The organism is Kitasatospora sp. NPDC089797, assembly GCF_040684795.1.
GTDB lineage: Bacteria > Actinomycetota > Actinomycetes > Streptomycetales > Streptomycetaceae > Kitasatospora.
Genome location: NZ_JBFBGS010000039.1, coordinates 67,194 through 90,093, shown reverse-complemented (window position 1 = coordinate 90,093; position 22,900 = coordinate 67,194). Strand labels below are relative to the sequence as shown.

Annotated in this window: 14 protein-coding genes; 6 read left to right on the top strand and 8 right to left on the bottom strand. The window is 75.9% G+C overall.

Annotation, left to right across the window (positions count from 1 at the left end):
• From AB0O91_RS28355 to AB0O91_RS28335, 5 genes are all read right to left on the bottom strand, one after another.
• A partial coding sequence (locus AB0O91_RS28355) for a condensation domain-containing protein (protein ID WP_363438705.1) occupies positions 1-1,649 on the bottom strand: 1,649 nt, incomplete at its 3' end.
• Positions 1,650-1,737: 88 nt separating this feature from the next.
• Complete coding sequence (locus tag AB0O91_RS28350) at positions 1,738-11,538, bottom strand: amino acid adenylation domain-containing protein (RefSeq protein ID WP_363438704.1); 9,801 nt, start codon at positions 11,536-11,538, stop codon at positions 1,738-1,740.
• Between the two features lie 187 nt (positions 11,539-11,725).
• Positions 11,726-11,938 (bottom strand): MbtH family protein, encoded by a 213-nt coding sequence (locus AB0O91_RS28345; protein ID WP_363438701.1) that lies wholly within the window; start codon positions 11,936-11,938, stop codon positions 11,726-11,728.
• Positions 11,939-12,071: 133 nt separating this feature from the next.
• The gene (locus tag AB0O91_RS28340; protein ID WP_363438698.1) at positions 12,072-12,239 is read right to left on the bottom strand and encodes a hypothetical protein; all 168 of its coding nucleotides are present in this window, start codon (positions 12,237-12,239) and stop codon (positions 12,072-12,074) included.
• A 351-nt stretch (positions 12,240-12,590) separates the two neighbouring features.
• A complete protein-coding gene (locus AB0O91_RS28335; protein WP_363438695.1) occupies positions 12,591-13,880 on the bottom strand; it encodes an IS256 family transposase in 1,290 nt (429 codons plus the stop codon).
• Positions 13,881-14,221: 341 nt separating this feature from the next.
• Here AB0O91_RS28335 and AB0O91_RS28330 point away from each other — a divergent pair, with 341 nt between their 5' ends.
• Positions 14,222-15,208, top strand: coding sequence for a helix-turn-helix transcriptional regulator (locus tag AB0O91_RS28330; RefSeq protein ID WP_363438691.1), 987 nt, complete (start codon positions 14,222-14,224; stop codon positions 15,206-15,208).
• A 252-nt stretch (positions 15,209-15,460) separates the two neighbouring features.
• Here AB0O91_RS28330 and AB0O91_RS28325 read toward each other — a convergent pair whose 3' ends face one another.
• Complete coding sequence (locus AB0O91_RS28325; protein WP_363438689.1) at positions 15,461-15,832, bottom strand: helix-turn-helix domain-containing protein; 372 nt, start codon at positions 15,830-15,832, stop codon at positions 15,461-15,463.
• A gap of 89 nt (positions 15,833-15,921) precedes the next feature.
• On the opposite strand from AB0O91_RS28325, the gene AB0O91_RS28320 reads away from it, so the two are divergent.
• Entirely contained in the window at positions 15,922-16,569 is a 648-nt protein-coding gene (locus AB0O91_RS28320; protein ID WP_363438687.1) for an NAD(P)-binding domain-containing protein, read from the top strand.
• 32 nt (positions 16,570-16,601) lie between these two features.
• Here the strand turns inward: AB0O91_RS28320 and AB0O91_RS28315 are convergent, their stop codons facing one another.
• Positions 16,602-17,339, bottom strand: coding sequence for an MBL fold metallo-hydrolase (locus tag AB0O91_RS28315; protein ID WP_363438684.1), 738 nt, complete (start codon positions 17,337-17,339; stop codon positions 16,602-16,604).
• A 107-nt stretch (positions 17,340-17,446) separates the two neighbouring features.
• On the opposite strand from AB0O91_RS28315, the gene AB0O91_RS28310 reads away from it, so the two are divergent.
• Together AB0O91_RS28310 and AB0O91_RS28305 are read left to right on the top strand one after the other, a co-directional pair.
• Positions 17,447-18,727 carry a phosphotransferase gene (locus AB0O91_RS28310; RefSeq protein WP_363438682.1) on the top strand — a complete coding sequence of 427 codons (1,281 nt, stop codon included), beginning with the start codon at positions 17,447-17,449 and terminating at the stop codon, positions 18,725-18,727.
• Between the two features lie 23 nt (positions 18,728-18,750).
• Positions 18,751-19,719, top strand: a complete 969-nt coding sequence (locus tag AB0O91_RS28305; protein ID WP_363438679.1) for a LysR family transcriptional regulator — start codon at positions 18,751-18,753, stop codon at positions 19,717-19,719.
• Positions 19,720-19,778: 59 nt separating this feature from the next.
• Here the strand turns inward: AB0O91_RS28305 and AB0O91_RS28300 are convergent, their stop codons facing one another.
• Positions 19,779-20,984, bottom strand: coding sequence for an MFS transporter (locus tag AB0O91_RS28300; protein WP_363438676.1), 1,206 nt, complete (start codon positions 20,982-20,984; stop codon positions 19,779-19,781).
• A 198-nt stretch (positions 20,985-21,182) separates the two neighbouring features.
• Here AB0O91_RS28300 and AB0O91_RS28295 point away from each other — a divergent pair, with 198 nt between their 5' ends.
• Positions 21,183-22,148 carry a DUF4129 domain-containing protein gene (locus tag AB0O91_RS28295; RefSeq protein WP_363438674.1) on the top strand — a complete coding sequence of 322 codons (966 nt, stop codon included), beginning with the start codon at positions 21,183-21,185 and terminating at the stop codon, positions 22,146-22,148.
• Entirely contained in the window at positions 22,145-22,774 is a 630-nt protein-coding gene (locus AB0O91_RS28290) for a hypothetical protein (RefSeq protein WP_363438671.1), read from the top strand. Before AB0O91_RS28295 ends, AB0O91_RS28290 begins: the two co-directional genes overlap by 4 nt.
• The last annotated feature ends 126 nt before the right edge of the window (positions 22,775-22,900 follow it).

The following is a 22,900-nucleotide window of genomic DNA, read 5'->3' as shown; positions in this document are numbered from 1 at the left end:
TGGGCGTCGTCGAGGGGGACGTAGCTGCCGCCGGCCTTGAGGACGGCGAGGACGGCGATCACGAGGGCGGGGGAGCGCTCCAGCAGGAGGGCGACCGGGGTCTCGGTGCGGACCCCGGCCTCGACCAGGCGCAGGGCCAGGGCGTTGGCGCGGGTGTTGAGTTGGGCGTAGCTGAGCTCGGTGTCGCCGGAGACGAGGGCGACGGCGTCGGGGGTGGCGGCGGCCTGCGCCTCGAACAGCTCGGGGACGGAGCCGGTGGGCAGCGCGGTGGTCGGGCCGTGGAGGCCGGTGAGCAGGTGTGCGCGCTCCTCGTGGCCGAGGATCTCGATCCCGCCGATCGGCGCGTCCGGATCGGCCGTCGCGGCCCGCAGCACCCGGACCAGGCGTTCGCCGAGGGTGGCGGCGGTGGCGTGGTCGAAGAGGTCCGCCGCGTACTCCACCGCGCCGGTCAGGCCGTTGCCGGTGCCGTAGTCGTCGTGCAGTTCGACGAAGGCGAAGGAGAGGTCGAACTTGGCCAGTTGGTGGTCCAGCGGGTACGCCCGGCAGTCGAGCCCGGCGAAGTCCGAGGGGAGGTCCTCGTCGCTGTCCAGCGTCACCATGGTCTGGAAGAGCGGGTGCCGGGCCGGGATGCGGGCCGGGTTGAGCTGCTCGACCAACCGGTCGAAGGGGACGTCCTGCTGGTCGAAGGCGTCGAGGTCGAGCCGGCGGACGCGCTCCAGGAGGTCGCGGAAGGTCGGGTCGCCGGAGGTGTCGGTGCGCAGCACCAGGGTGTTGACGAAGAAGCCGACCAGTTCGTCCAGGGCCTCGTCGGTGCGGCCGGCCACGGCGGTGCCCAGCGGCAGGTCGGTGCCCGCGCCGAGCCGGGTGTAGAGGGTGGCGACGGCGGCCTGGAGCACCATGAACAGGCTGGCGCGCTGCTCGGAGGCGAGCTCGGCGAGGTCCGCGTACAGGTCGGCGTCCAGGGCGAGTTCGGCGGCGCCGCCGCGGTGGGTCGGCGCGGTCGGGCGCGGCCGGTCGTAGGGGAGCGCCAGCTCCTCCGGGGCCTCGGCCAGGGCGCCCTGCCAGTGGGCGAGTTGGGTGGCGAGCACGCTCTCCGGGTCGTCCTCGGTGCCGAGCGTCTCGTGCTGCCAGAGGGTGTAGTCGGCGTACTGGACGGGCAGCGGCTCCCACTCCGGGGCCGTGCCGGTCAGGCGGGCCCGGTAGGCCTGGTCGAGGTCGCGGAAGAGCGGGGGGACGGACCAGCCGTCGCTGGCGATGTGGTGCATCAGCACCAGCAGCACGTTGTCGTCGGCGGAGCGCGAGAACAGCGTGCAGCGGACGGGCAGTTCGGTCGCGAGGTCGAAGACGTGCCGGGCCGCCGCGTCCAGCCGGGCGGCCAGCTCGGCCTCGTCGGCCACCGGTACGGCGGTCACCGCGGCGGAGGTGACGGCCGGGTCGTCCGGCTCGGCGATCGACTGGTGCGGCCGGCCGTCGGTGGCCGGGAAGGTGGTGCGCAGCACCTCGTGCCGGACGAGCACGTCCCGCAGGGCGAGGGTGAGGGCGGCGGCGTCGATCCCGCCGGTGAGCCGGACGGCGAACGGGGTGTTGTAGAGCGCGCTGGGGCCTTCGAGCTGTTCGATGAACCACAGCCGCTGCTGCGCGAACGACAACGGGATCACGGTCTGCCTCCGGGCGGGTGACGTGCTGAGCGGGGACTTGACGGTCGGGCCACCGGGGACGGCCGGTGGCGCGCGCGACCTACGCCGGGCCGCCGGGCCGGCGCATCGGCCGGAGGGCGGGCCGGGCCTTGCGGGCGGCGGGCAGCGCGGTGGCGAGCTCACCGACCGTGGGGTGGTCGAAGAGGGTGCGGAGCGACATCTCGACGCCGAGGGCGGCGCGGATCCGGCTGACCAGCTTGGTGGCGAGCAGGGAGTGGCCGCCGAGGTCGAAGAAGTCGTCGTCGATGCTGACCGCGGGCAGGCCGAGCACCTGGGCGAACAGCTCGCACAGGCTCCGTTCCCGGTCCGTCCTGGGCTCACGGCCCTGCGGTGCCCCGGTGTAGTCGGGGGCGGGGAGGGCGCGGCGGTCGACCTTGCCGTTGGTGGTGACGGGGAAGGTGTCGAGGACGACGAGGGCGGCGGGGACCATGTAGGCGGGCAGGCGTTCGGCGGCGAGGGCGCGCAGTTCGTCGAGCGGCGCGGTGCCGGTGAGGTAGGCGACGAGGCGCTTGTCGCCGGGCTGGTCCTCGCGGACCAGGGCGAGGGCCTGGCCGACGGCGGGGTGGGCGGTGAAGGCGGCCTCGACCTCGCCGAGTTCGATCCGGAAGCCGCGGATCTTGACCTGGTCGTCGGCGCGGCCGAGGAACTCCAGGATGCCGTCGGGGGTGCGGCGGACGAGGTCGCCGGTGCGGTACATCCGGGTGCCGGGGGCGCCGTACGGGTCGGCGAGGAAGCGCTCGGCGGTGAGGGCCGACCGGTCGAGGTAGCCGCGGGCGAGGCCGGCACCGGCCACGTACAGCTCGCCGGTCACGCCGACCGGGACGGGCTGGAGGGCGTCGTCCAGCACGTACGCCCGAGTGTTCGCCATCGGGCGGCCGATCGGCACCGTGTCCGGCACCGACTCCGCGGTGGGGAGGGGCAGTTGGGTGGCACACAGGGTGATCTCGGTCGGGCCGTAGAGCACCCGCACACCGATTCCCGGCACGGCCTCCAGCACCCGCCGGACGGCCGCCGCGGAGACCACGTCCCCGCCGGTCAGCACCTCGTGCACCCCCACGAAGACCCCCGGGTCCTCCTCCGCGACGACCCGGAAGAGCCCGGCGGTGACGTGGACGTGGGTGAGCCGGTGGGCGCGGACCAGCGCGCCGATGGCGGCCGCGTCCAGCTCGCCCTGCGGCGCGACGACCACCTGGCCGCCGGAGAGCAGCGGCGCCCACAGCTCGTAGGTGGAGGCGTCGAAGGCGTGCGGGGCGTGGAAGAGCACCCGCAGCCCCTCGGGGTGCTGCCAGCACGGGTCCAGGGCGAGCTGGACCACGTCGCGGTGGGTGATGGCGATGCCCTTGGGCTCCCCGGTGGAGCCGGAGGTGAACATCACGTACGCGAGCTGTTCCGGGTGGAGTTCGGGCCGCCGTGCGCGCCGCTCGCGCGGCCCGTCGAACAGCTCGGGGGTGACGGTCAGGACGGGGCAGGGGGCGTCGGCGGCCAGCGGGTGGTCCCCGTGGGCGGCGTCGACCAGGACGAGGGCGGCCCCGGTGTCGGCGGTGATCTTCCGCAGCCGCTCGGCCGGGTGGCGGTCGTCCAGCGGGAGGTAGCTGCCGCCGGCCTTGAGGACGGCCAGCAGGGCGACCACCAGCTCGGCGGAGCGGCCCATCAGCAGCACCACCGGGGTGTCGGCGCCGACCCCGGCCGCGACCAGCCGGGCGGCCAGGTGCTCGGCGCGCGAGTCGAGTTCGCGGTAGCCGAGCGTGCCGGTGGCGGAGACCACGGCGGGGGCGTCGGGGGTGGCCGCGGCCCGGGCCTCGAACAGCTCGGGCAGGGTGGTGTCCGGGACGGGCAGGGTGGCGCCGTGCCAGCCGGTGAGCAGCTGCTCGCGTTCGGCCGGGGCGAGCACGTCGACGCTGCCGATCGGTGCGTCGGGGTCGGCGGCGACGGCGCGCAGCACCCGCAGCAGGCGCTCGGCGAGGGTGGTCGCGGTGCCGTGGTCGAAGAGGTCGGTCGCGTACTCCAGCGCGATCGTCAGGCCCTCCTGCGGGCCCTGCTCGGTGAACCGGAAGATCAGGTCGAACTTGGCCACGTCCAGCTCGAACCGGTGCTCCACGCAGTCCAGGTCGCCGAAGGCGGCGGGCACCTCGGTCGGGCTCTCCAGGGCCACCAGGGTCTGGAAGAGCGGGTGGCGGCCCGGGACGCGGGTGGGGTTGAGCTGCTCGACGAGCCGCTCGAAGGGGAGGTCCTGGTGGTCGAAGGCGCTGAGGTCGGACTGGCGGACGCGGTCCAGGAGCTCCCGGAAGCCGGGGTTGCCGGAGGTGTCGGTGCGCAGCAGCAGGGTGTTGACGAAGAAGCCGATCAGGTCGTCCAGGGCCTCGTCGGTGCGGCCGGCCACGGCGGTGCCCAGCGGCAGGTCGGTGCCGGCGCCGAGCCGGGTGTAGAGGGTGGCGACGGCGGCCTGGAGGACCATGAACAGGCTGGCCTGCTGGGCACCGGCCAATTCGGCGAGTGCTGCGTGGAGTTGAGCGTCGACGGCGACTTCGGTCAGCCGGCCGCGGTGGCTCGGGGCGGCCGGGCGGGGGCGGTCGTAGGGGAGCGCCAGCTCCTCCGGCAGATCGGCCAGGGCCTGCTGCCAGTAGGTGAGTTGGCCGGTGAGCAGGGCGGTGGGCCGGTCCTGCTCGCCGAGCAGCTCGCGCTGCCAGAGCGCGTAGTCGGCGTACTGGACGGGCAGCGGCTGCCACTGCGGTGCGGCGCCGGCGCAGCGGGCCCGGTAGGCCTCGGCCAGGTCGCGGAAGAGCGGGGCGAGGGACCAGCCGTCGCTGGCGATGTGGTGCATCAGCACCAGCAGCACGTGCCGGTCGTCCGGCAGGGAGAGCAGGGTCGCCCGGACGGGCAGGTCGCGGGCGAGGTCGAAGACCTGCTGCCCGGCCTCGGCCAGCGCGGCGGCCAGCTCCTCCGGGGTGTCGACCCGGACCGTGCGCAGCCTCAACCCGTTTGCCTCGGTCACCAGTTGGTGCGGCTGGCCGTCGGTGGTCGGGACCAGGGTGCGCAGCACCTCGTGCCGGGCGACCAGGTCGCGGAACGCCTGCTCCAGGGCCGGGAGGTCGATCGCGCCGGTCAGCCGGACCGCGACGGGCGTGTTGTAGAGCGTGCTCGCCCCCTCGAACTGCTCGATGAACCAGAGCCGTTGCTGAGCGGGGGAGAGCGGGGTGCGCTCGGGCCGGGCGGCCGGCCGCAGGGCCGGGCGGGCCCCGGCGGCGGCGGGCAGGGCGAGCGCGAGGGTGGCGACCGTGGGGTGGTCGAACAGGGCGCGGATCGGCGGTTCGGTGCCGAGGTGGGTCCGGATCCGGCTGACCAGCTTGGTGGCGAGCAGGGAGTGCCCGCCGAGGTGGAAGAAGTTGTCGTCGATGCTCGGCACGGGTGTGCCGAGGACCTCGGCGAAGAGGGTGCAGAGGGTCTGCTCGGTGGCGTTGCGCGGGGCCCGGCCCTCGGTGCTGCGGTAGTCGGGGGCGGGCAGGGCGCGGCGGTCGACCTTGCCGTTGGGGGTGACGGGCAGCGCGTCGACGGTGACGACGGCGGCCGGGACCATGTAGGCGGGCAGGCGCTCGGCGACGAAGGCGCGCAGCTCGGCGGGGGCGGCCCGGCCGGTGACGTAGGCGACCAGGCGCTTGTCGCCGGGCTGGTCCTCGCGGACCACGGCGACGACCTGGCCGGCGGCCGGGTGGGCGGTGAACGCCGCCTCCACCTCGCCGAGTTCGATCCGGAAGCCGCGGAGCTTGATCTGGCCGTCCGCTCGACCGACGAACTCCAGTTCGCCCGTGGCGGTGCGGCGGACGAGGTCGCCGGTGCGGTACATCCGGGTGCCGGGGGCGCCGTACGGGTCGGCGGTGAAGCGTTCGGCGGTCAGCGCCGGGCGGCCGACGTAGCCGCGGGCCAGGCCGGGCCCGGCGACGTACAGCTCGCCGACGACGCCCACCGGTACCGGGCGCAGCCCGGCGTCCAGCGCGTACGCCCGGGCGTTGGGCAGCGGGCGGCCGATCGGGACGCTGTCGGGGACCTCGGCCGCGGCGGCCATCCGGTGGTGGGTGGCGAAGGTGGTGGTCTCGGTGGGGCCGTAGCCGTTCACCACCCGCAGCCCGGGGCAGTGCTCCAGCACCCGGCGCAGGGCGGCCGGGGAGACGATGTCCCCGCCGGTCCACACCTCGCGCAGCCCCGCGAAGGTCTGCGGCGCCTCGGCGGCGAGCACGTTGAACAGGCCGACGGTCAGCCAGGCGGCGGTCGCCCGGCCCCGGTCGAGGGCCTCGGCGAGCTCGGCGATCCCGAGCCGCCCGGCGGGGGCGACGACCAGCGAGCCGCCGGAGAGCAGCGGGGCCCAGAGCTCGTAGGTGGAGGCGTCGAAGGCGGTCGGCGAGTGCACCAGGACGCGTTCGTGGCCGCCGGCGGTGAACGTCCCGCCGAGGGCGAGGTCGACGATCGAGCGGTGGGTGACGCCGATCCCCTTGGGGGTGCCGGTGGAGCCGGAGGTGTGCATCACGTATGCCAACTGGTCGGCGTGCACCGGGAGGTCGAGGTTCGCCGCGGTGTCGGAGCCGACCGCGAGGGTGGTCAGCCCGGCCAGTGCGGGGTGGTCGCGGTCGGTGACGGCGACGGTGGCGCCGGCGTCCGCGAGGACGGCCCGCAGGCGCTCCTCCGGCTGGGCGTCGTCCAGCGGGACGTAGGTGCCGCCGGCCTTGAGCACGGCGAGGAGCGCCACCACGAGGGCGGCCGAGCGGTCCAGCAGCAGGGCGACCGGGGTCTCGGCGCCGACCCCGGCCTCGACCAGCCGCCGGGCCAGGGCGTTGGCGCGGCCGTTGAGCCGGGCGTAGGTCAGGTCGCCGTCGGCCGCCGTCAGGGCGACGGCCTCGGGGGTGGCGGCGGCCCGGGCCTCGAACAGCTGGGGCACCGGGCCGGCCGGCAGTGTGCTGGCCGGGCCCTGGTCGGACAGCAGTCGGGCGCGTTCGCTCTCGGTCAACACCTCTACTGCTCCCAGGAGTTCGGCGGGGTCGGCGACGATCCGGTCGAGCAGGGCGAGGAAGCGGTCCAGCAGCACGCGCGCCTCGGCCGGGGTGAAAGCGTCCGGCTGGTGGTCCAGCCGCAGCTGGAGGCCGTCGCCGGGGGTGAGGGCGAGCAGTAGCGGGTAGTGCGCGCTGTCGACGTCCTCGACCAGGGTGACCCGGGTGTCGCCGCTCGGGTCGGCGGCCGCCAGGGCGGCCGGGTCGGGGTAGTTGCCGTAGACCGTGACGGTGTCGAACAGCTCGCCCAGGCCGGTGAGTCGACGGATCTCGGTGAGGCTGAGGTGCTGGTGGTCGAGCAGTGCGGACTGCTCGCGCTGGAGACGCAGCAGCAGCTGCCCCCAGCTCTCGGCCGGGTCGAGGACGACCCGCACCGGCACGGTGTTGATCAGCAGGCCCACCATCCGCTCCACGCCCGGCAGGTCGTGCGGCCGGCCGGAGACGGTGGTGCCGAACAGCACGTCCTCGCGCCCGGTGAGCCGGGCCAGCAGCACGCCCCAGGCGGCCTGGACCAGGGTGTTGAGGGTGACGCCGTAGCGGCGGGCGGTGCGGCCGAGCGCCTCGGTGGCCGCCGGGGTGAGGCCGGTGTGCAGGCGCAGCGGCAGCCGCGGGGCGGCGCCGGCCCGGCCCGGGGCGAGCAGGGTGGGCTCGTCGGCGCCCGCGAGGGCCGCGGACCAGGCCGTGCGGGCGGTGGCGCCGTCGCGCCCGGTGAGCCAGCGCAGGTACCCGCGGTAGGGCACCGCCGGGGGCATCGGCCGCCGGAAGTACAGCGCCCACAGCTCCTCCGCGAACAGTGGGGTGGACCAGCCGTCCAGCAGGATGTGGTGCACGGCGGCGATCAGCCGGTGCCGGCCGGGGGCCAGGGTGAGCAGGGTGTAGCGCAGCAGCGGCGGGCGGGCGAGGTCGAAGCGGCGGCCGTACTCGGCGGCGGCGATCCGCCCGGCCTCGGCCTCCGGGTCGGCGTGCGCGCTCAGGTCGACGGTGGTGAAGGGCAGTTCGACGCTCTCCGGCACGACCTGCACGGGCGGGTCGTCGGCCCGCTGGTGGAAGCCGGCCTTGAGGTTGGGGTGGCGCAGCAGCAACTCCTCGGCGGCGGTGCGCAGCCGGTCGGCGTCCACCGGGCCGGTGACGTCGAAGGTGCAGACGGCGGTGTAGACGTCGTCGGCGGCGGTGTCGTACCCGACGTGGAAGGCCATGCCCTGCTGGAGCGGCGAGGTCGGCCAGACGTCCGCCAGGGCGGCGGGGGCGTGGAGTGCGGCGAGCCGGTCCAGCTCGGGCTGGTCGATCGTGACGAGCGGGAAGTCGGAGGGGGTGTGCCCGCCCGCGCCGGGGCGCCCGGCGTGCTCGGCGAGCGCGCCCAGCGCGGTGAACCACGCCTCGGCGAGCTCGCGGACGCGGTGCTCGTCGAGCAGTTCGGCGGCCCAGGACCACTGGGCGACCAGCAGCGGACCCTGCGGGGTGTCGACGGTGGCGGCGTCCAGGCCGAGCACCCGGGCGAGCGCGAGGCCGTCGGCGGCGCCCTCGGTCATCGCCTCGGCCCCGGCGAGCACGTCGTCGGCGGTGACGCCCTCGGGCTGGAAGCGGCCCAGGTAGTTGAACTCGATCTGGGGCTCGGCCCGGTCGGCCAGCACGGCGGCGGTGGCCGGGTTGAGGTGGCGCAGCAGGCCGTAGCCGATGCCGTTGTCGGGGATGGCGCGCAACTGCTCCTTCACCCGGCCGAGGGCGCGGCGGAGTCCGGGCCCGGCGGCGGTGACCTCGGACCAGGGCAGCGCCCCGGGGGCGAGTCGGACGGGGTAGACGGAGGTGAACCAGCCGGCGGTGCGGTGCAGGTCGACGCCGTCGACGACCTCCTCCCGGCCGTGGCCCTCGACGCTGACCAGCACGGCGCCGTCCGGCCCGGTCGACCGGCCGGCCGCGTCCGGTCCGGCGGGGCCGGCGGGTGCGTGCGGTCCGGCGGGTGCGTCCGGGCCGCCGGTGCGCCAGTGGCCGAGGGCGAGGGCCAGCGCGGTCAGCAGCACGTCGTTGACCTGGGCGTGGTAGGCGGCGGTGACCCGGGTCAGCAGGGCCCGGGTGGTCTCGGCGGGCAGCACCAGGCGCAGCGCGCCGGCCGTGGCGTAGGTGTCCTTGGCGGGGTCGAGCGGCCGGTCGCCGAGCAGCGGGTCCGGGGTGGCCAACGCAGCTTGCCAGAGCGGGAGTTCGGCGGCCCGGCGGTCGGTGCGGGCCTCGGCGGTGAGCCGCTCGGCCCAGCGCCGGAACGAGGTGGGCACCGGCGGCAGCTCGACCGGGCGCCCGGCCCGCAGGGCGGCGAGCGCGGTGAGCAGGTCCTCCTCGACGATGCGCCAGGTGACGCCGTCCACCACCAGGTGGTGGATCACCAGCAGCAGCGGGGTGGGCCGGTCCGGGCCGGCGTCGAAGCGGACGGCCTGGACCATCCGGCCGTCCTCGGGCGAGAGGCGGTCGCGCGCCGCGGCGGTCGCGGTGCGCAGCGCCTCCCCGGTGGCCGGTCCGGCGACGCCGTGCAGCACGGCCGCGGCGTCGACGGCGCCGGGCGCGGGGACGTGCAGCGTCCAGGGGCGCTCGGCGAGCGGGGAGGTGCGGGCGCGCAGCACGTCGTGGTGGTCCAGCAGGGCCTGGAGGGCGGTGGTGAGCTGCCGCGGGTCGGTGCCGGCCGGGAGGTTGAGCAGGGTGGCCTGGTAGAAGCTCTCGACGGCGCCGTGCTGTTCGGACATCCAGTGCACGATCGGCGTCGGCGGCACCTCGCCGAGTCCGGCGCCGGCGGGCTCGGCGGCGACCGGGCCGTCCAGCGGGCGGGCGGTGCGGGCCAGCGCCTCGACGGTCGGGGTCTCGAAGACCTCGCGCGGGGTGAGCTGGAGCCCGGCGTGCCGGGCCCGGGAGACCAGCTGGATGGCCACGATGGAGTCGCCGCCGAGTTCGAAGAAGGACTCGGTGACGCCCACCCGCGGGATCCCCAGCACCTCGGCGAACAGGCGGCCGAGGGTGTGCTCCAGCTCCCCGACGGGGGCCCGGCCGCCCTCGTCGGCGGCGCCGAGGACGGGCGCGGGCAGGGCGCGCCGGTCCACCTTGTCGCTGGGCGTGAGCGGCATCCGGTCCAGCACCACGACGAGGGGCACCATGTGGTCGGGCAGCCGCTCGGCGCAGTGCGCGCGCAGCTCGGCCGGGTCGGCGGCGCCGACCGTGTAGCCGACCAGCCGGCGTTCGCCCGGGCGGTCCTCACGGAGCACCACCACGGCCTGGCGCACGCCGGGGTGGGCGGAGAGGGTCTGCTCGATCTCGCCGAGCTCGACCCGGAAGCCGCGGATCTTCACCTGGTCGTCGGCCCGGCCGACGAACTCCAGCTGCCCGTCCGGCCGCTGGCGGCCGAGGTCACCGGTGCGGTACATCCGGCCGCCGGGGCCGTCGAAGGGGCAGGCGACGAAGCGTTCGGCGGTCAGTGCGGACCGGCCGAGGTAGCCGCGGGCCAGGTGCGGGCCGGAGAGGTACAGCTCGCCCACGATGCCCGGTTCGACCGGGCGCAGCCGCTCGTCCAGCAGGTGGATGCGCGCGTCCGCGCAGGGGTGGCCGATCGGGGGCTGCTCGGTGCCGGTGAGCGGCTCGCTCAGGGTGACGCTGACGGTGGCCTCGGTGGGTCCGTAGCTGTTGAACATCGGCCGGTCCCGGCCCAGTCGGGCGGCCAGTTCGCGCGGGACGGCCTCCCCGCCGCTGACCAGGGTGCGCAGCGAGGGCAGCGGGACGTCGGGCAGGGTGGCCGCCATCGCGGGGGCGAGGTCGGCGTGGGTGACGCCGTACCGGTCGATCAGGGCGGCCAGCGGTTCGCCCACCAACTCGCCCTGCTCGCCGGGGAGGACGAGCGCGGCGCCGGTGGTGAGCGCGGCGGCCAGGTCGGAGACGGAGACGTCGAAGCTGAGCGAGGCGGCCTGGAGCACCCGGCTGCCGGGGCCGAGCCCGGTGGCGGCGACCTGGGTGTCGATCATGCTGGGCAGCCCGGTGTGGGTGACGACGACGCCCTTGGGCCGGCCGGTGGAGCCGGAGGTGTAGATGACGTACGCGGTGTTCCGGACGTCCAGCGGCCGGACCCGCTCGTCGGCGGCGAACGGGGTGCCGGGCCGCCCGGCCAGGTCGGCGAGGTGCTCGGGGGAGTCGAGCAGCAGCCGGGGCGCGTCGGTGTCGGGCAGCCGCCCGGCGGTGCCGGTGGTGGTGAGCACCAGCGCGGCGCGGGAGTCGGTGAGCATGTGGCGCAGCCGTTCGGCCGGGTAGCCCGGGTCGGCGGGCAGCCAGGCGGCGCCGGTCTTGGCCACGGCCAGGACGGCGGCGACGGCCTCGGGGGACTTCGGCAGGGCGAGTGCGACGAGGTCCTCGGCGCCCAGGCCGCGGGCGGCGAGCACCCGGGCCAACCGGTTGGCCCGGGCGTCCAGTTCGGCGTACGTGAGGACGGTGTCCCCGGCGTACAGCGCGGTGGCCTGCGGGGTGCGGGCGACCTGGGCGTCCACCAGTTCGGAGAGGGTCGGGCCCGGCTCCGGCCGGGCCGGGGCCCGGTCGGTCAGTCGGGTGGCCAGGCCGGCCGGGGTGGGGGCGTCCAGCAGCAGCGGCAGCGGCACCCGGAAGCCGAGTTCGGCCCGCACCCGGGCCAACAGCCGGACGGCGGCGGGCCGGTCACCGCCCAGGTCGAAGAAGCCCGCCGCGGGGTCGACCGACTCCCGGCCGAGCACCTCCGCGAACAGTCGACAGAGCACCTCGGCCGCGGCGGGCCGTGGGTGTGCTCTGTGCGTCTGCTGGTCCCCGGACATGTGGCTGTCTCCCTCGTTGCTGCGTGACCGGCGGAGCGTGCGGTGGTGCGGCACGGCGCCTCCCGTGCGGGCACGGTGGTGCCGTGCGGGTGGTGTGGTGACGTACGGCGGTGACCTACGGGCGGCGCGGTGACCTACGGGCGGCGCGGTGACGTACGGCGGTGCGGACGTGTGGTGCGGGCCGCGGTCAGTGCCCGGACAGGTGGGCGACCAGGCTCTTCGGCCGCAGGTCCTGCCAGTGCTGCTCGACGTAGTCGACGCAGTCCTGCCGCGCGGCGGCGCCGAACACCTGCTGCCAGCCGTCGGGCACCGGGCTGAACACCGGCCAGAGGGAGTGCTGGCCCTCGTCGTTGACCAGGACGAGGTACTGGGCGTCGGGATCCTCGAACGGGTTCGCCATCGTGGGTTTCCTCTCGGTTCGGAGAATTGCGCGGAGGGGGAATTCCGTCGGCGTGCGATGAACGGCCGATGTCGACTTCGCGCAGTGCACGGACTGCGGCGGCACACCGCCCACGGACTTCACGGCAGTACGATCACGGACCCCAGCCGGAGTCGTCCCCGTGCACCGCGTGCACCACGGAGGGCCCGCCGAGCGCCGCGGTGAGGTGGTGACCGCTCTGGCTCTGGAAGCCGATGAAGGAGACCAGCAGAAGGGCGAGAATCCCGAGCATCTTGTGAATGCGACCGGCATGATTCGTCATGGCGAATTCCTCTTCCTGAGGCGGGCGGTGTGTGCGCTCCTCGCTGTGAATGAATCCTGCCGAGGCCCAAACTGGGGTGGAAGCTCTGGCCGTTGTCGGGATCACGCAATGCGGGAACCGGAAGCGTGAACAGACTGTGTCAAAAACGGGCAGAACTGATGCAATGAGTACCTGGCTCTGTCAGATCAGTGGTGGGGGCCCGGCCCACGGCGCACCACCGGATGGCCGGAACCCGGCCCGGCGTGCCCGGAACCGGAACCCTCGGCGCCCGGTTCCGGAGCCTCGGCGCCGGTGTCCGGAACCGCCGCCTCAGCGCCCGCAGCCCCGGCATCGGTGCCCGGAACCACGGCGTCAGTGCCCGGAACCACGGCGCAGCTCCTCCCGGACGGTCGGCCAGTCCCCGGCCCACGGCCGCCCGGCCCCCGACGGCGAGTCCAGCGCGAGCGTCGCCAGGTAGACCCGCTTCAGCGCCGCCCGCTCGTCCCGCACCCGGCCCGCGACCTGCTCGATCCGGCGCAGCCGGGCGTGCAGCCGCTCCAGCGCGCCGCCGCCGGTGAGCAGCCGCCGGGCCTCCGGGCCGAACCGGAAACCGGGGGCGAGCAGCGGCCAGGCCGCCCGCCAGACCCGGAACACCTCGCGGTGGCCCGGCCCCCACTCCCGCTCGGCCCGGCCCAGCCGCTCCAGGGCGGCGGCCTCGGTGGGGGCCGTGCAGATCTCGTGCAGGGCCGGGGCCAGGCCGCCCCAGTCCTCGCCCGGCGCGTGCCGCAGCGCGGCGTGCAACAGGTGCGCCACCGAGGTGTGCACCACCGTGCCCGGCCACCGCTCGGCCGCCGCCTCGGCCAGCCCCGGCGCGGCGTCACCGACCAGCACCCAGACCTCGCGCACCCCGCGCTCGGCCAGCCCGGCCAGGACCTGCGGCCAGCACTCCCCGTCCGCGGCCGGCCACAGCCCCAGCACCTCCCGCAGGCCGTTCGTCGAGACCCCCAGCGCCAGGTGCACCAGCGGGCCGCCCGAGCGGCCGCTGCGCACCGAGTCGAGGAAGACCACCGGGTAGACCGGGTCCAGCGGGCAGCCGCGCCGCTCGGCCAGCTCGTCGAGCACCTGGTCGGTGATCGCCGAGACGGTCTCCCGGCTGATCTCCACCCCGTACACCTCGGCCAGGTGCGCCACCAGTTCGCCCGAACTGAGGCCGCGCGCGGTGAGCGAGACCACCAGCTGGTCCAGGCCGGGCAGTCGACGGGCCCGGGGGCGGACCGTCCGGGGGGCGAAGCTGCCGTCCCGGTCGCGCGGGACCCGCACCTCGACCGGCCCGATCTCGGTGAGCAGCCGTCTGGCCCGGGCCCCGTTGGGGCCGTTGCCGCCGCCGGGGGCACCGACGGAACCGACGGCCCGGGGCGGACCGCCGGGAGCACCGGGCCCGTCGGCCCCCGGGCCGTGCAGGTGCTCCTGGAGCTCCAGCTCCAGGGCGCGCTCGATCAACTGCTTGGCGAGCGCCTGGAGCAGTCCGCCGTCGCCGAGCAGCCGCACCGCGCCGGAGCCCACCTGCGCGGCCGCCGCTTCCGCGAGCTGCCGCACCAACCGCTGGTCCACCAGCCCGGCCGGATCCACCGGCGCGGGAGGGGGGTCGGGATCGGCTCGCAACAATTGGGGTGCCCTCCGTCCGTCGGCCGGGGACGTCCACCGGCCGTTCGCTCCGGCCGCCCTGACGGGGCGACACGTGCAATGCGACGGTCATCCGCCCGTCACCGCAGCCGGGTACGGTCGTGGTCGCCGTCACCACCGTCGGACGCCGTCGCCGGGCATGCCCGGTATCGCCGGGAACCGCTGATTTCCGCGCCCTCAGGGCGTACACTCGCGGCTGTCGTGGCCCGGGGGGGATGCGTCCGAACGGCAGGTTGTCCCATCCTGCCTGTCCGGATGCCTGGCTCCTGCCGGTACGGGCATTCGTGAAAACGCAATGCCGAAGCCGGAAGGATGCTCAGATGTGCGTATCCCAGGACACCAGCGCGGAAAAGGGGACACCCCAACTCTGTGACCGAGGTGTCGAGTTCTACCGTGCCGCACTCGCCGAGGGCGGCGCCGTCGCCGGGCCGGCCCCCGAGTGCCTGCTGGCCATGGGCCTGTTGCGGCCGCTGCCCGGCGACGGACAGCGGCTGGTCGCCGTCCCGCCCGACCTCGCGGTCACCGGCCTGACCCGGCCGCTGGAACTCGCCGTCCTGGCCCACCAGGAGCGGCTCGCCGAAGTGCGCGCCGCCTTCACCGTCGCCGAACACGCCTACCAGGACGTGATGAGACAGGCCCAGCTCCCGATCCGCCTGCTGGCCGGCGAGGAGATCAACCCGGCGCTGGAGAAGGCCGTCGCTGCCTGCGCCGAGGAACTGCGCACCGCCCAGCCCGGCGGCGGCCGCGGCGCCGACCACCTGGCCGACGCGCTCCCGCGCGACCTCGCCCTCGCCGAACGCGGAGTCCGCCAACGCACCCTCTACCAGCACACCGTGCGCTCGCACGGCCCCACACTCGCCTACATCGAGCAGGTCACCGCCCGGGGCGCCCAGGTGCGCACCCTCAACGAGGTCTTCGACCGGGTCATCATCTGCGACCGCTCCACCGCCTTCATCCCGGCCGGCGCCAAGCGCGAGGCCGCCGCGGTGCTGATCCAGTACCCGCCGCTGGTGGAGTACCTGCTCAAGATCTACGAACTGATGTGGGAACGCGCCGAGCCGGTCATCTACCTGGACGGCCACCACCGCCCCCAGCTGCTCACCGACCGCACCCGGCAGAACGTGCTGCGGCTGATGGTCAACGGCTTCACCGACGAGGCCATCGCCTCCCGCCTCGGCATGAGCACCCGCACCGTCTCCAGCCACATCCAGAAGGCCAGCGAACTCCTCGGCAGCCGCAGCCGCGGCCACCTGGGCTACATCATCGCGAGCGAGGGAGTGCTGGCCGACCCGCTCGACGACCTCTGACGGCCCGCCCGTCGGCCACGGACCACGGACCACGGTCCGGCGGCGTCCCGGCGGCGTCCCGGCGGGAACCCCCGGCAGGAGGCTCGGGCAGCGCAGCCTCAGCCGGGGGTCCCACCGGCACGACGCCGAAGGGCCGGGCCCCGAACCCCCTTTGCTCCCGTACTCCCGTACTCCCGTACTCCCGTACTCCCGTACTCCTGCGCGACGTCGTGATCGGCTCCGCGCGGCTGACGGACCCGCCCGCCGCCGGCGTCAGCCGCGACCGTGTCCGGCCTCCTCCGCCTGCTCGCGGGCCGCCATCACGTCCTCACCGTGTTCGAAGGCCCAGGCGCCGAACGCCTCCAGCGGCTCCAGTAGCGTCCGCCCCAACCCGGTGAGGGAGTACTCCACGCGCGGCGGCGACCCGGCGTACGCGCGGCGCTCCACCAACCCGTTGAACCGGAGCCGGTGCAGCGTCTCCGTCAGGACCTTGGGGCTGATCCCGCCGATCCGCTCGCGCAGCTCACCGGGCCGCACGGGGCCCTCGCGCAGCGCCCACACCACCACGGCGTTCCAGGTGTGGGCGAGCAGATCGAAAGCGAGCCGGGCACGGCAGTCGGCGACGAATCCCTGATCAGTGGTCACTTACCAGATGGTGCCCGAGCAACTTCCTAGTGTCGTCCCGAGTGTCGTCCCGAATCCGACGACAGGGATCACGACGAGAGGCTGGACCGATGAGGATCGGAATCGCCGGTACGGGCACCATGGCGCGGGCACTGGGCACCCAGTGGTCGCGTGCCGGCCACGACGTACTGGTGGGCGGGCGGGACGTCGGCCGAGCTGCCGCCCTGGCGGACCGGATCGGCGCACGGGCGGGGACCCTGCGGGACGCGGCCCGGCACGGCCGGGACGCGGTGCTGCTGGCCGTGCCGTACGCGGCGGCGGTCGGCGTGGTGTCCGGCCTGGCCGACACCGTGCGGGGCCGAACGCTGATCGACTGCACGAACCCGATGGCGCCGGGCTTCGTCCTCGAGACCTGGGGCGGGCCCTCGGCGGCCGAGCGCATCGCGGCCGCAGCGCCCGACGCGTCCGTGGTCAAGGCGTTCAACCTCTGCCACGAGAGCGTGTGGCGCCTGACCCCGCCGGTCTTCGGCGGACGCCCCCTCGCGGTGCCGCTCTGCGGGGACGACGCACCGGCTCTCGAAGCGGTACGGCGCCTCGTCCGCGACCTCGGCTGCGTACCGGTCAACGGGGGAGGGCTCGACCGGGCGGGCCTGCTGGAGGCGACGGCCGCGCTCCTGATCGGCCTGTGTGTGGGCGAAGGTGCGGATGCCCAGGCGATCGCACCGCCACTGGAACACGCGGGGGTCGATCCCTCCTGAGGACGGTGCGGTGGTCGCGGGCCACCGCACGACTACCAGGGGAGCACCAGGCCCTCCTCCGCCGTGAGCAGCTCGCCCGGGAAGGGCCCGCCGGCCTCGGCGGCGGCACCGGCGCGGTCGGCGCCGGGCCAGAAGTGGGTGAGCAGCAGCCGGCGGGCGCGGGCCCGGGCGGCCCAGGCCCCGGCCTCGACGGCGCTCAGCAGGAACGGGTCGCGGTCCGGGCCGCGCAGGGTGGCCCCGGCGATGAAGAGGTCCGCGTCCGAGGCCAGTTCGGCCAGCGCCGGGCCCGGGCCGGCGTCGCCGCTGTAGGCGAGGGTCCGGCCCGCGGCGGTCAACCGCACGCCCGCGTGCGGGACGTGGTGCGGCAGCGAGGCGGTCGCCAGCAGGAACGGCCCGACCCGGTGCTCCGCCGCGGGGAGCGGGTGCACCGCGAAGACCTCGGCGAGGTCCTCGGTCGGCTCCATCGCCTGCACCCGGTCCAGCACCCCGGGGGTGCAGTACAGCGGCAGCCGGGAGCCGCGCGGCTCGGCGAAGTAGCGGGCGCGGGCCAGGGCGCTGAGGTCGGCGCAGTGGTCGGGGTGCTCGTGGGTGATCACCACGGCGTCCAACTCATCGGCGCCGCAGTGCTCCAGCAGTCGGGGGAGGGTCCCGTAGCCGAGGTCCAGCGCCAGCCGGAAGCCGTCCTGTTCGACCAGGAAGCCGCTCGCCGCCCGCCCGGCCTCGGGCCAGGCACCGCACGTCCCCAGGACCGTCACCGTCAGTCTGTGCATCGTCGGATGCTCCCACGTCCGGTCGCCGGGCGCGCAAGCGGGAATCGGAGGCGCGCGAGCGGGAAAACCGTTCGCACGGGGACGGTGCCGTGCGCGAGGCTGGGCGGATGCAGCGAGCGAGCAGTCGGACGGTGACCGTCGATCTCACCCACGGGGACTCCTACTTCGGGCGGCTGGGCCCGTTCGAGACGGCTCCCGGCTGGTGGTCCTCGGTGGACGGCGTGGTCGACCGGGCGACGGAACTCGCCGGCGTGCCGGTGCTGGTGACGCGGCTGCTGGAGGCGCACAGCGACGACCCCGGCCACGGCGGCCTGGTGCGCTACCACGCCGAGGCGCTCCGGCGGCCGACGTCCCTCGCGCCGCGCCCGGTGGACGCCGGCACGGCCGCCCTGCTGGCCCCCGCCCCCGGGCGGGCCGCCTGGGCCGACCCGGCGGGCCTGCGCGCCGCCCTGGCCTGGGGGGAGGACCGGCTCGCCGGGCTGGGCCGCCCGGCCACCGGCGCCGCGCGGCAGATCCGGACCTGGAACCTGTCCGGCCTGTTCCGCTTCCCGACCGCCACCGGCACCGGCACCGCCACCGCCACCGACGCCTGGCTGAAGACCACGAACCCGCGGTTCAACGCCCCGGAGGGGGAGGCCATCGCCCTGCTCGGCGCCCATGACCCCGCCCTCGTCCCGACCGTGCTCGCCGCCGATCCGGCGGAAGGGCGGCTACTGCTCGACCACATCCCCGGCGAGGACTGCTGGACCCCGGACGCCGGGACGGTCGCCGACGTCGTCCCCCGCTTCGTCGCCGCCCAGGCCGCCCTCGCCGGTCGGCCGGACGCCCTCGCGGCCCTGCGCGACCGCACGCCCGCCGTGCTGCACACCCGGTTCACCGCCCTGCTGGACCGGCTGCCCGCCGAGACCGACCTGACGGCGGAGGAACGCGACCGGCTCGCCGGGCTCGCCGCCGCCCTGCCCGCCCTGCTCGACCGGCTGGCCGCCTGCGGCCTCCCGGAGACCCTGCTGCACGGCGACTTCCACCCCGGCAACTGGCGCACCGGCGAGGCCGGTTTGACCGTGGTCGACTACGCCGACGCCTGCCTCGGCCACCCCGCCCTGGACGGCCTGCGCCCTCGCGCCTACCTCACCCCGGAGGCCTGGCGGCACCACGCGGGCGTCTGGGCGGCGGCCTGGCGCCGGCACGTCCCCGGCTCCGAGCCCGAACGCGCCCTCGCCCTCGCCGAACCGCTCCACCACGTCTCCTACGCGCTGCGCTACCAGGAGTTCCTGGACCACATCGAGCCCAGCGAACGCCCGTACCACGAGGGCGACCCGGCCGCCGAACTGCGCGCCGCCCTGGCCTGCGTGCCCGGGACGGGGCACACCACCGGCGCGCACACCTGACCGGGCCGAACTAGACTGCCGCGGTGGACCGTACGCCCCCGAACCAGGCGCCCGTGGCAGCGCCCGAGCCGCCCCTGCTCGAGCCGGCCCTGTCCGAGCCGCCCCGACTGCCGCTGCCCGAACTCCCGCTGCAGGAACTGGAGTGCTTCTCCGTCCTCGTGCACCAACTGCACTTCGGGCGGACGGCCGGGCTGCTCGGCGTCTCGCAGGGGCGGGTCTCCCAGCTGATCAAGCGGCTGGAGGCCCGGGTCGGCGCACCGGTCTTCGAACGGACCAGCCGGCGGGTCGAGTTGACCGACCTGGGCCGGGGGCTGGCCGAGCAGGTGGTGCCGGCCTTCGCCCGGCTGCGGGCCGGCTACGAGGACGCCCGGGCGCGCGCCGCGGCCGCCGACGCGCCGCTGTGCCTGGGGTTCCAGTGCGCGGTGTACGAGCCGGTGGCCCGGGCGGTCTCACGGCTGCCGGAGGGCGCCGCGCACCTGGTCGAACTGCCCTGGGGGGACCCGTTCTCGCAGCTCGACCGGGGTGAGGTCGACCTGGCGATCGTGCTCGCCCCGTGCCGGGAGCCGGGGTTGGAGGTGCTGCTGGAGTTCTCCCGGCAGCCGGTGTACCTGGCGGTCGCCGTCGCGCACCGGCCGACCGGGCCGGACCAGGTCTCCGCCGCGGAACTGGCCGCGCTGCCGCTGATCGAGCCGCGCGGCCCGGCGCCCGCGTACTGGCGGCTGGCCAACGCCCCGCGCCGGACGCCGGGCGGGCGGGAGCTGAGCTACCCGACCGGTGCGGCCACCGTCCAGGAGGGCCTGTCGATGGTCGCGAGCACCCGCCGGGGGCTGCTGCTGTGCGAGGGCAGTACCCGCTACGTTCCGCGGCCGGACATCCGCTACCTGCCGGTGCCGGAGCTGGAGCCGAGTGCGTTGCAGGTGGTGCAGGACGGCCGGCGTCCGCACCGGCTGGCCGGTCGGTTCGTGGAACTCCTGCTGGCCGAGGTCGGCTGACGGCGCGGCGGCCGGGCGGGGGCCGGGCCGTGCGCCCGGTGGACCGCCGCCGGGCGGGGTCAGCCGGCGGTGCCGCCGCGCGGCCGGGTGAGGGCGGCGAGCAGCAGTCCGGCAGCGGTCAGCCCCGCCGCGGCGTACAGCACGGCGTGGTGCCCGGCCCGGTCGACGACCACCCCGCCGGCCAGCGAGCCGAGCGCGATGCTCGCGTTGAACACGCCCGCCCAGACGGCGGCCGTGGCCTCGATCCGGCCGGGGGCGGCGGTGCGGACCCAGGTCTGGGTGGAGACCGACACCCCGCCGTACGCGACGCCCCAGACGACCAGGACGAGCAGCACGGTGCCGACGCCGCCGGTGGCGGAGGGCAGGAGGACGGCGGCCAGGGTGACACCGGCGAGGGCGAGGAGGACGGCGGCCCTGGGCCGGTGGCCGGACAGCGGGCCGAGGGAGAAGTTCCCGGCCACGCCCGCCAGCCCGTACACCAGCAGGCAGCTCGCGATCACGCCGCCGCTCAGGCCGGCGTCGGTCTCCAGCACCGGGCGGACGTAGGTGTACCCGGCGAAGTGGCCGAGCACCACGAGCGCGGTGATCGCGGTGCCGGCCGCGACGCCCCGGTGGCGCAGCGCGTCGGCGAGGCCGCCCAGCCGTCCGCGCTCGGTGACCGGCAGGGCGGGCAGCGCGCCGGCGAGTACGGCGGCGGAGACGGCGCCGAGCAGGGCGAGGGCCCAGAACGCGGCCCGCCAGCCGAGCAGTTCGGCGAGGTAGGTGCCGAGCGGGACGCCGAGCACCGAGGCGATCGACACCCCGGAGAAGATCAGCGTCATCGCCAGGGCCGTCCTCGGCCCGTCGGCCAGCCGCGGGCCCAGGCCGGCTGCCAGGCCCCAGACGATGCCCATCGCGGCGCCGAGCAGGACCCGGCCGAGGGCCAGCACCGGAAAGTTCGGCGCGAGCGCGCTGACCGCGTCGGCGAGGCCGAGCAGCAGCAGGAAGGCGATCAGGACGGTCCGGCGGTCGCGCAGCCCGACCAGCACCGGAGCGAAGGGGGAGAGCACGGCGGCGATCAGCCCGGTGACGGAGAGGGAGAGGCCGATGGTGCCGTCGGAGACGCCCAGGTCGCGGGACATCGGGGTCAGCAGGCCGACCGGCATCATCTCCGAGGACACCACGGTGAAGGTGGCCAGCGCCACGGCGAGGACCGGTGACCAGCGGTGGCCGGCCACCGGTGCCGGAGCGGCCGGCGGTGCGAGGGTTGCTTCCGGATTCGTCATACGGCCAGCACACCAGCGGGCGGGACGCCCGAACAAGATCGAATACCTCATCGATCGATGAGCCTGGCTCATCGATCGGCCCGATCGGCGCCGCGCCGCCCCCGGACGGGGGCCCGGAACGGCAGGTGACAGCGTGACGGTTGGTGTGCGACGCTGCAGGTCGCGCGCGGTCCGGCGCGCGGGGACCGGGGGGTTCGGATGAGTGACGGGTCGCCGTCGGGTACGACGCGCGGCGGACGGGGCCGGCTGGCCGGGGTGCTGGTGGTCGTCGTCGGCCTGTGCATCGCCGCCGCGACGCTGCGCCCCGAGGGCGGGCTGCTGGGGACGGCGACGGCCGGTCCGGTGAACGGTGTCGGGGTCGTGGTGCTGCTCGGGCTGGCCTGGGCCGTGCTGGTCGGCCGGTTCGCGCTGCGCTTCCGCGAGGAGGTCCGCCACCTCGACGGGCCGACGCCCCGGGCCGAGCGCCTGCGGTCGGCGGCCGCACTGCTGCTGCCGGTGGCCGCCGGGGCGGTGCCGGTCCTGCTGCTGGTGCTGCGCAGCCGGGCCGACCGGCGGCCGATGGCGGTCGAGCGGCCGCCGATGCCCGACGTGACCTTCTCCCCCGTCCCGACCACCGAGCCGCTGGTGGGACCGCCGCCGTCGACCGTCGGCCTGGGGGTCGGCGTGCTGATCGCGGGCATCGTCACGCTGGCCGCCGTGGCCGCCGTCGTGCTCGTGGTCCTCGGGCTGCTGCGGTGGCGCCGGCTGCGGACCCCGCAGGAGCCGCCGGTACCGGCCGCCGTGGTCGGGGCGGCGAGCCCCGAAGCCGCGCTCGCCGAGGCCGTCGCCTCCGGCCGCCGGGCCCTGGCGGGAACGGACGCCCGGGCGGCGGTGATCGCCTGCTATGCGGCGATGGAGGGCTCGCTGGCCGACTCCGGCCTGCCCCGGCACCCCTGGGAGAGCCCGACCGACCTGCTGAGCCGACTGCTGTCCGACGAGCGGATCGACGCCGCCGCCGCGCGCGAACTCACCGCGCTGTTCCGGGAGGCCCGGTACTCGACCCACCGGATGGACGACGGCCAGGTGCGCCGGGCCCGGACGGCCCTGGACGCGATCGCGGCCCGGCTGGCCGAGGCCCGGGCCCGGGAGACCACCGGCGCGCAGGCCGGGGGAGGAGCCCGATGAGCGGCCCGCTGCGCGGACGGCACCGTCCGACCGACCGTCCGACCGACCGGACGGACCACCGGGACCGGGCAACTGCCCGGGAGTGGACCGGCGGTGGGCGGCAGGCGGACGGCCCGGACGGTCCGGACCTCGAACTCGCCCGCCCCGGCTCGGTGCGCCACAGCCTGATCGAGCTGGCCGTGCCCGCCGTCCTCGCCGAACTGCTGTTCGCCCTGGTCGGCGGCTGGCCCGGGGCCGGGGCCGGTGCGGTCCTGCTGGCCGGAACCGCGCTGCTGATCGCCCGCCGGGTGGCCGGGGCGGGAGCCGAGTCCGTCACGCTGCGCCGCCGGGCGCGGCAGCAGGAGGTCTACGAACCGGGCCTCGGCGACTGGCGGTGGACGGTCCGTCAGGGCTTCGACCCCCAGGGCGACGCCGGGCCGCTGCGCCTGCGGATCCGACGGCTGTACGCCGTCCGGCTCGCCGAGGAGCACGGCCTGAGCCTGTCGGCCCCGGCCGACCGCGACCGGGTCGCCGAGCTCCTCGGGCCGCGGCTGTGGCCGTGGATCGACCCCCTGGCGCCGCCGCCGGCCGAGGTCTTCCCGGCGGAGGTCCTGCACGAGCTGGTCGACCGGCTCGACACCCTGTGACCTCCCGCCACCGACCGACCTCCCGCCACCGACCCGGCGCCCGCGCCGACTCCGTACCCGGCGCCCACGCCGACTCCGTACCCGGCGCCCGCGCCGCCCCCTGAGCCCGGCCCCGCAGCCAGCCAG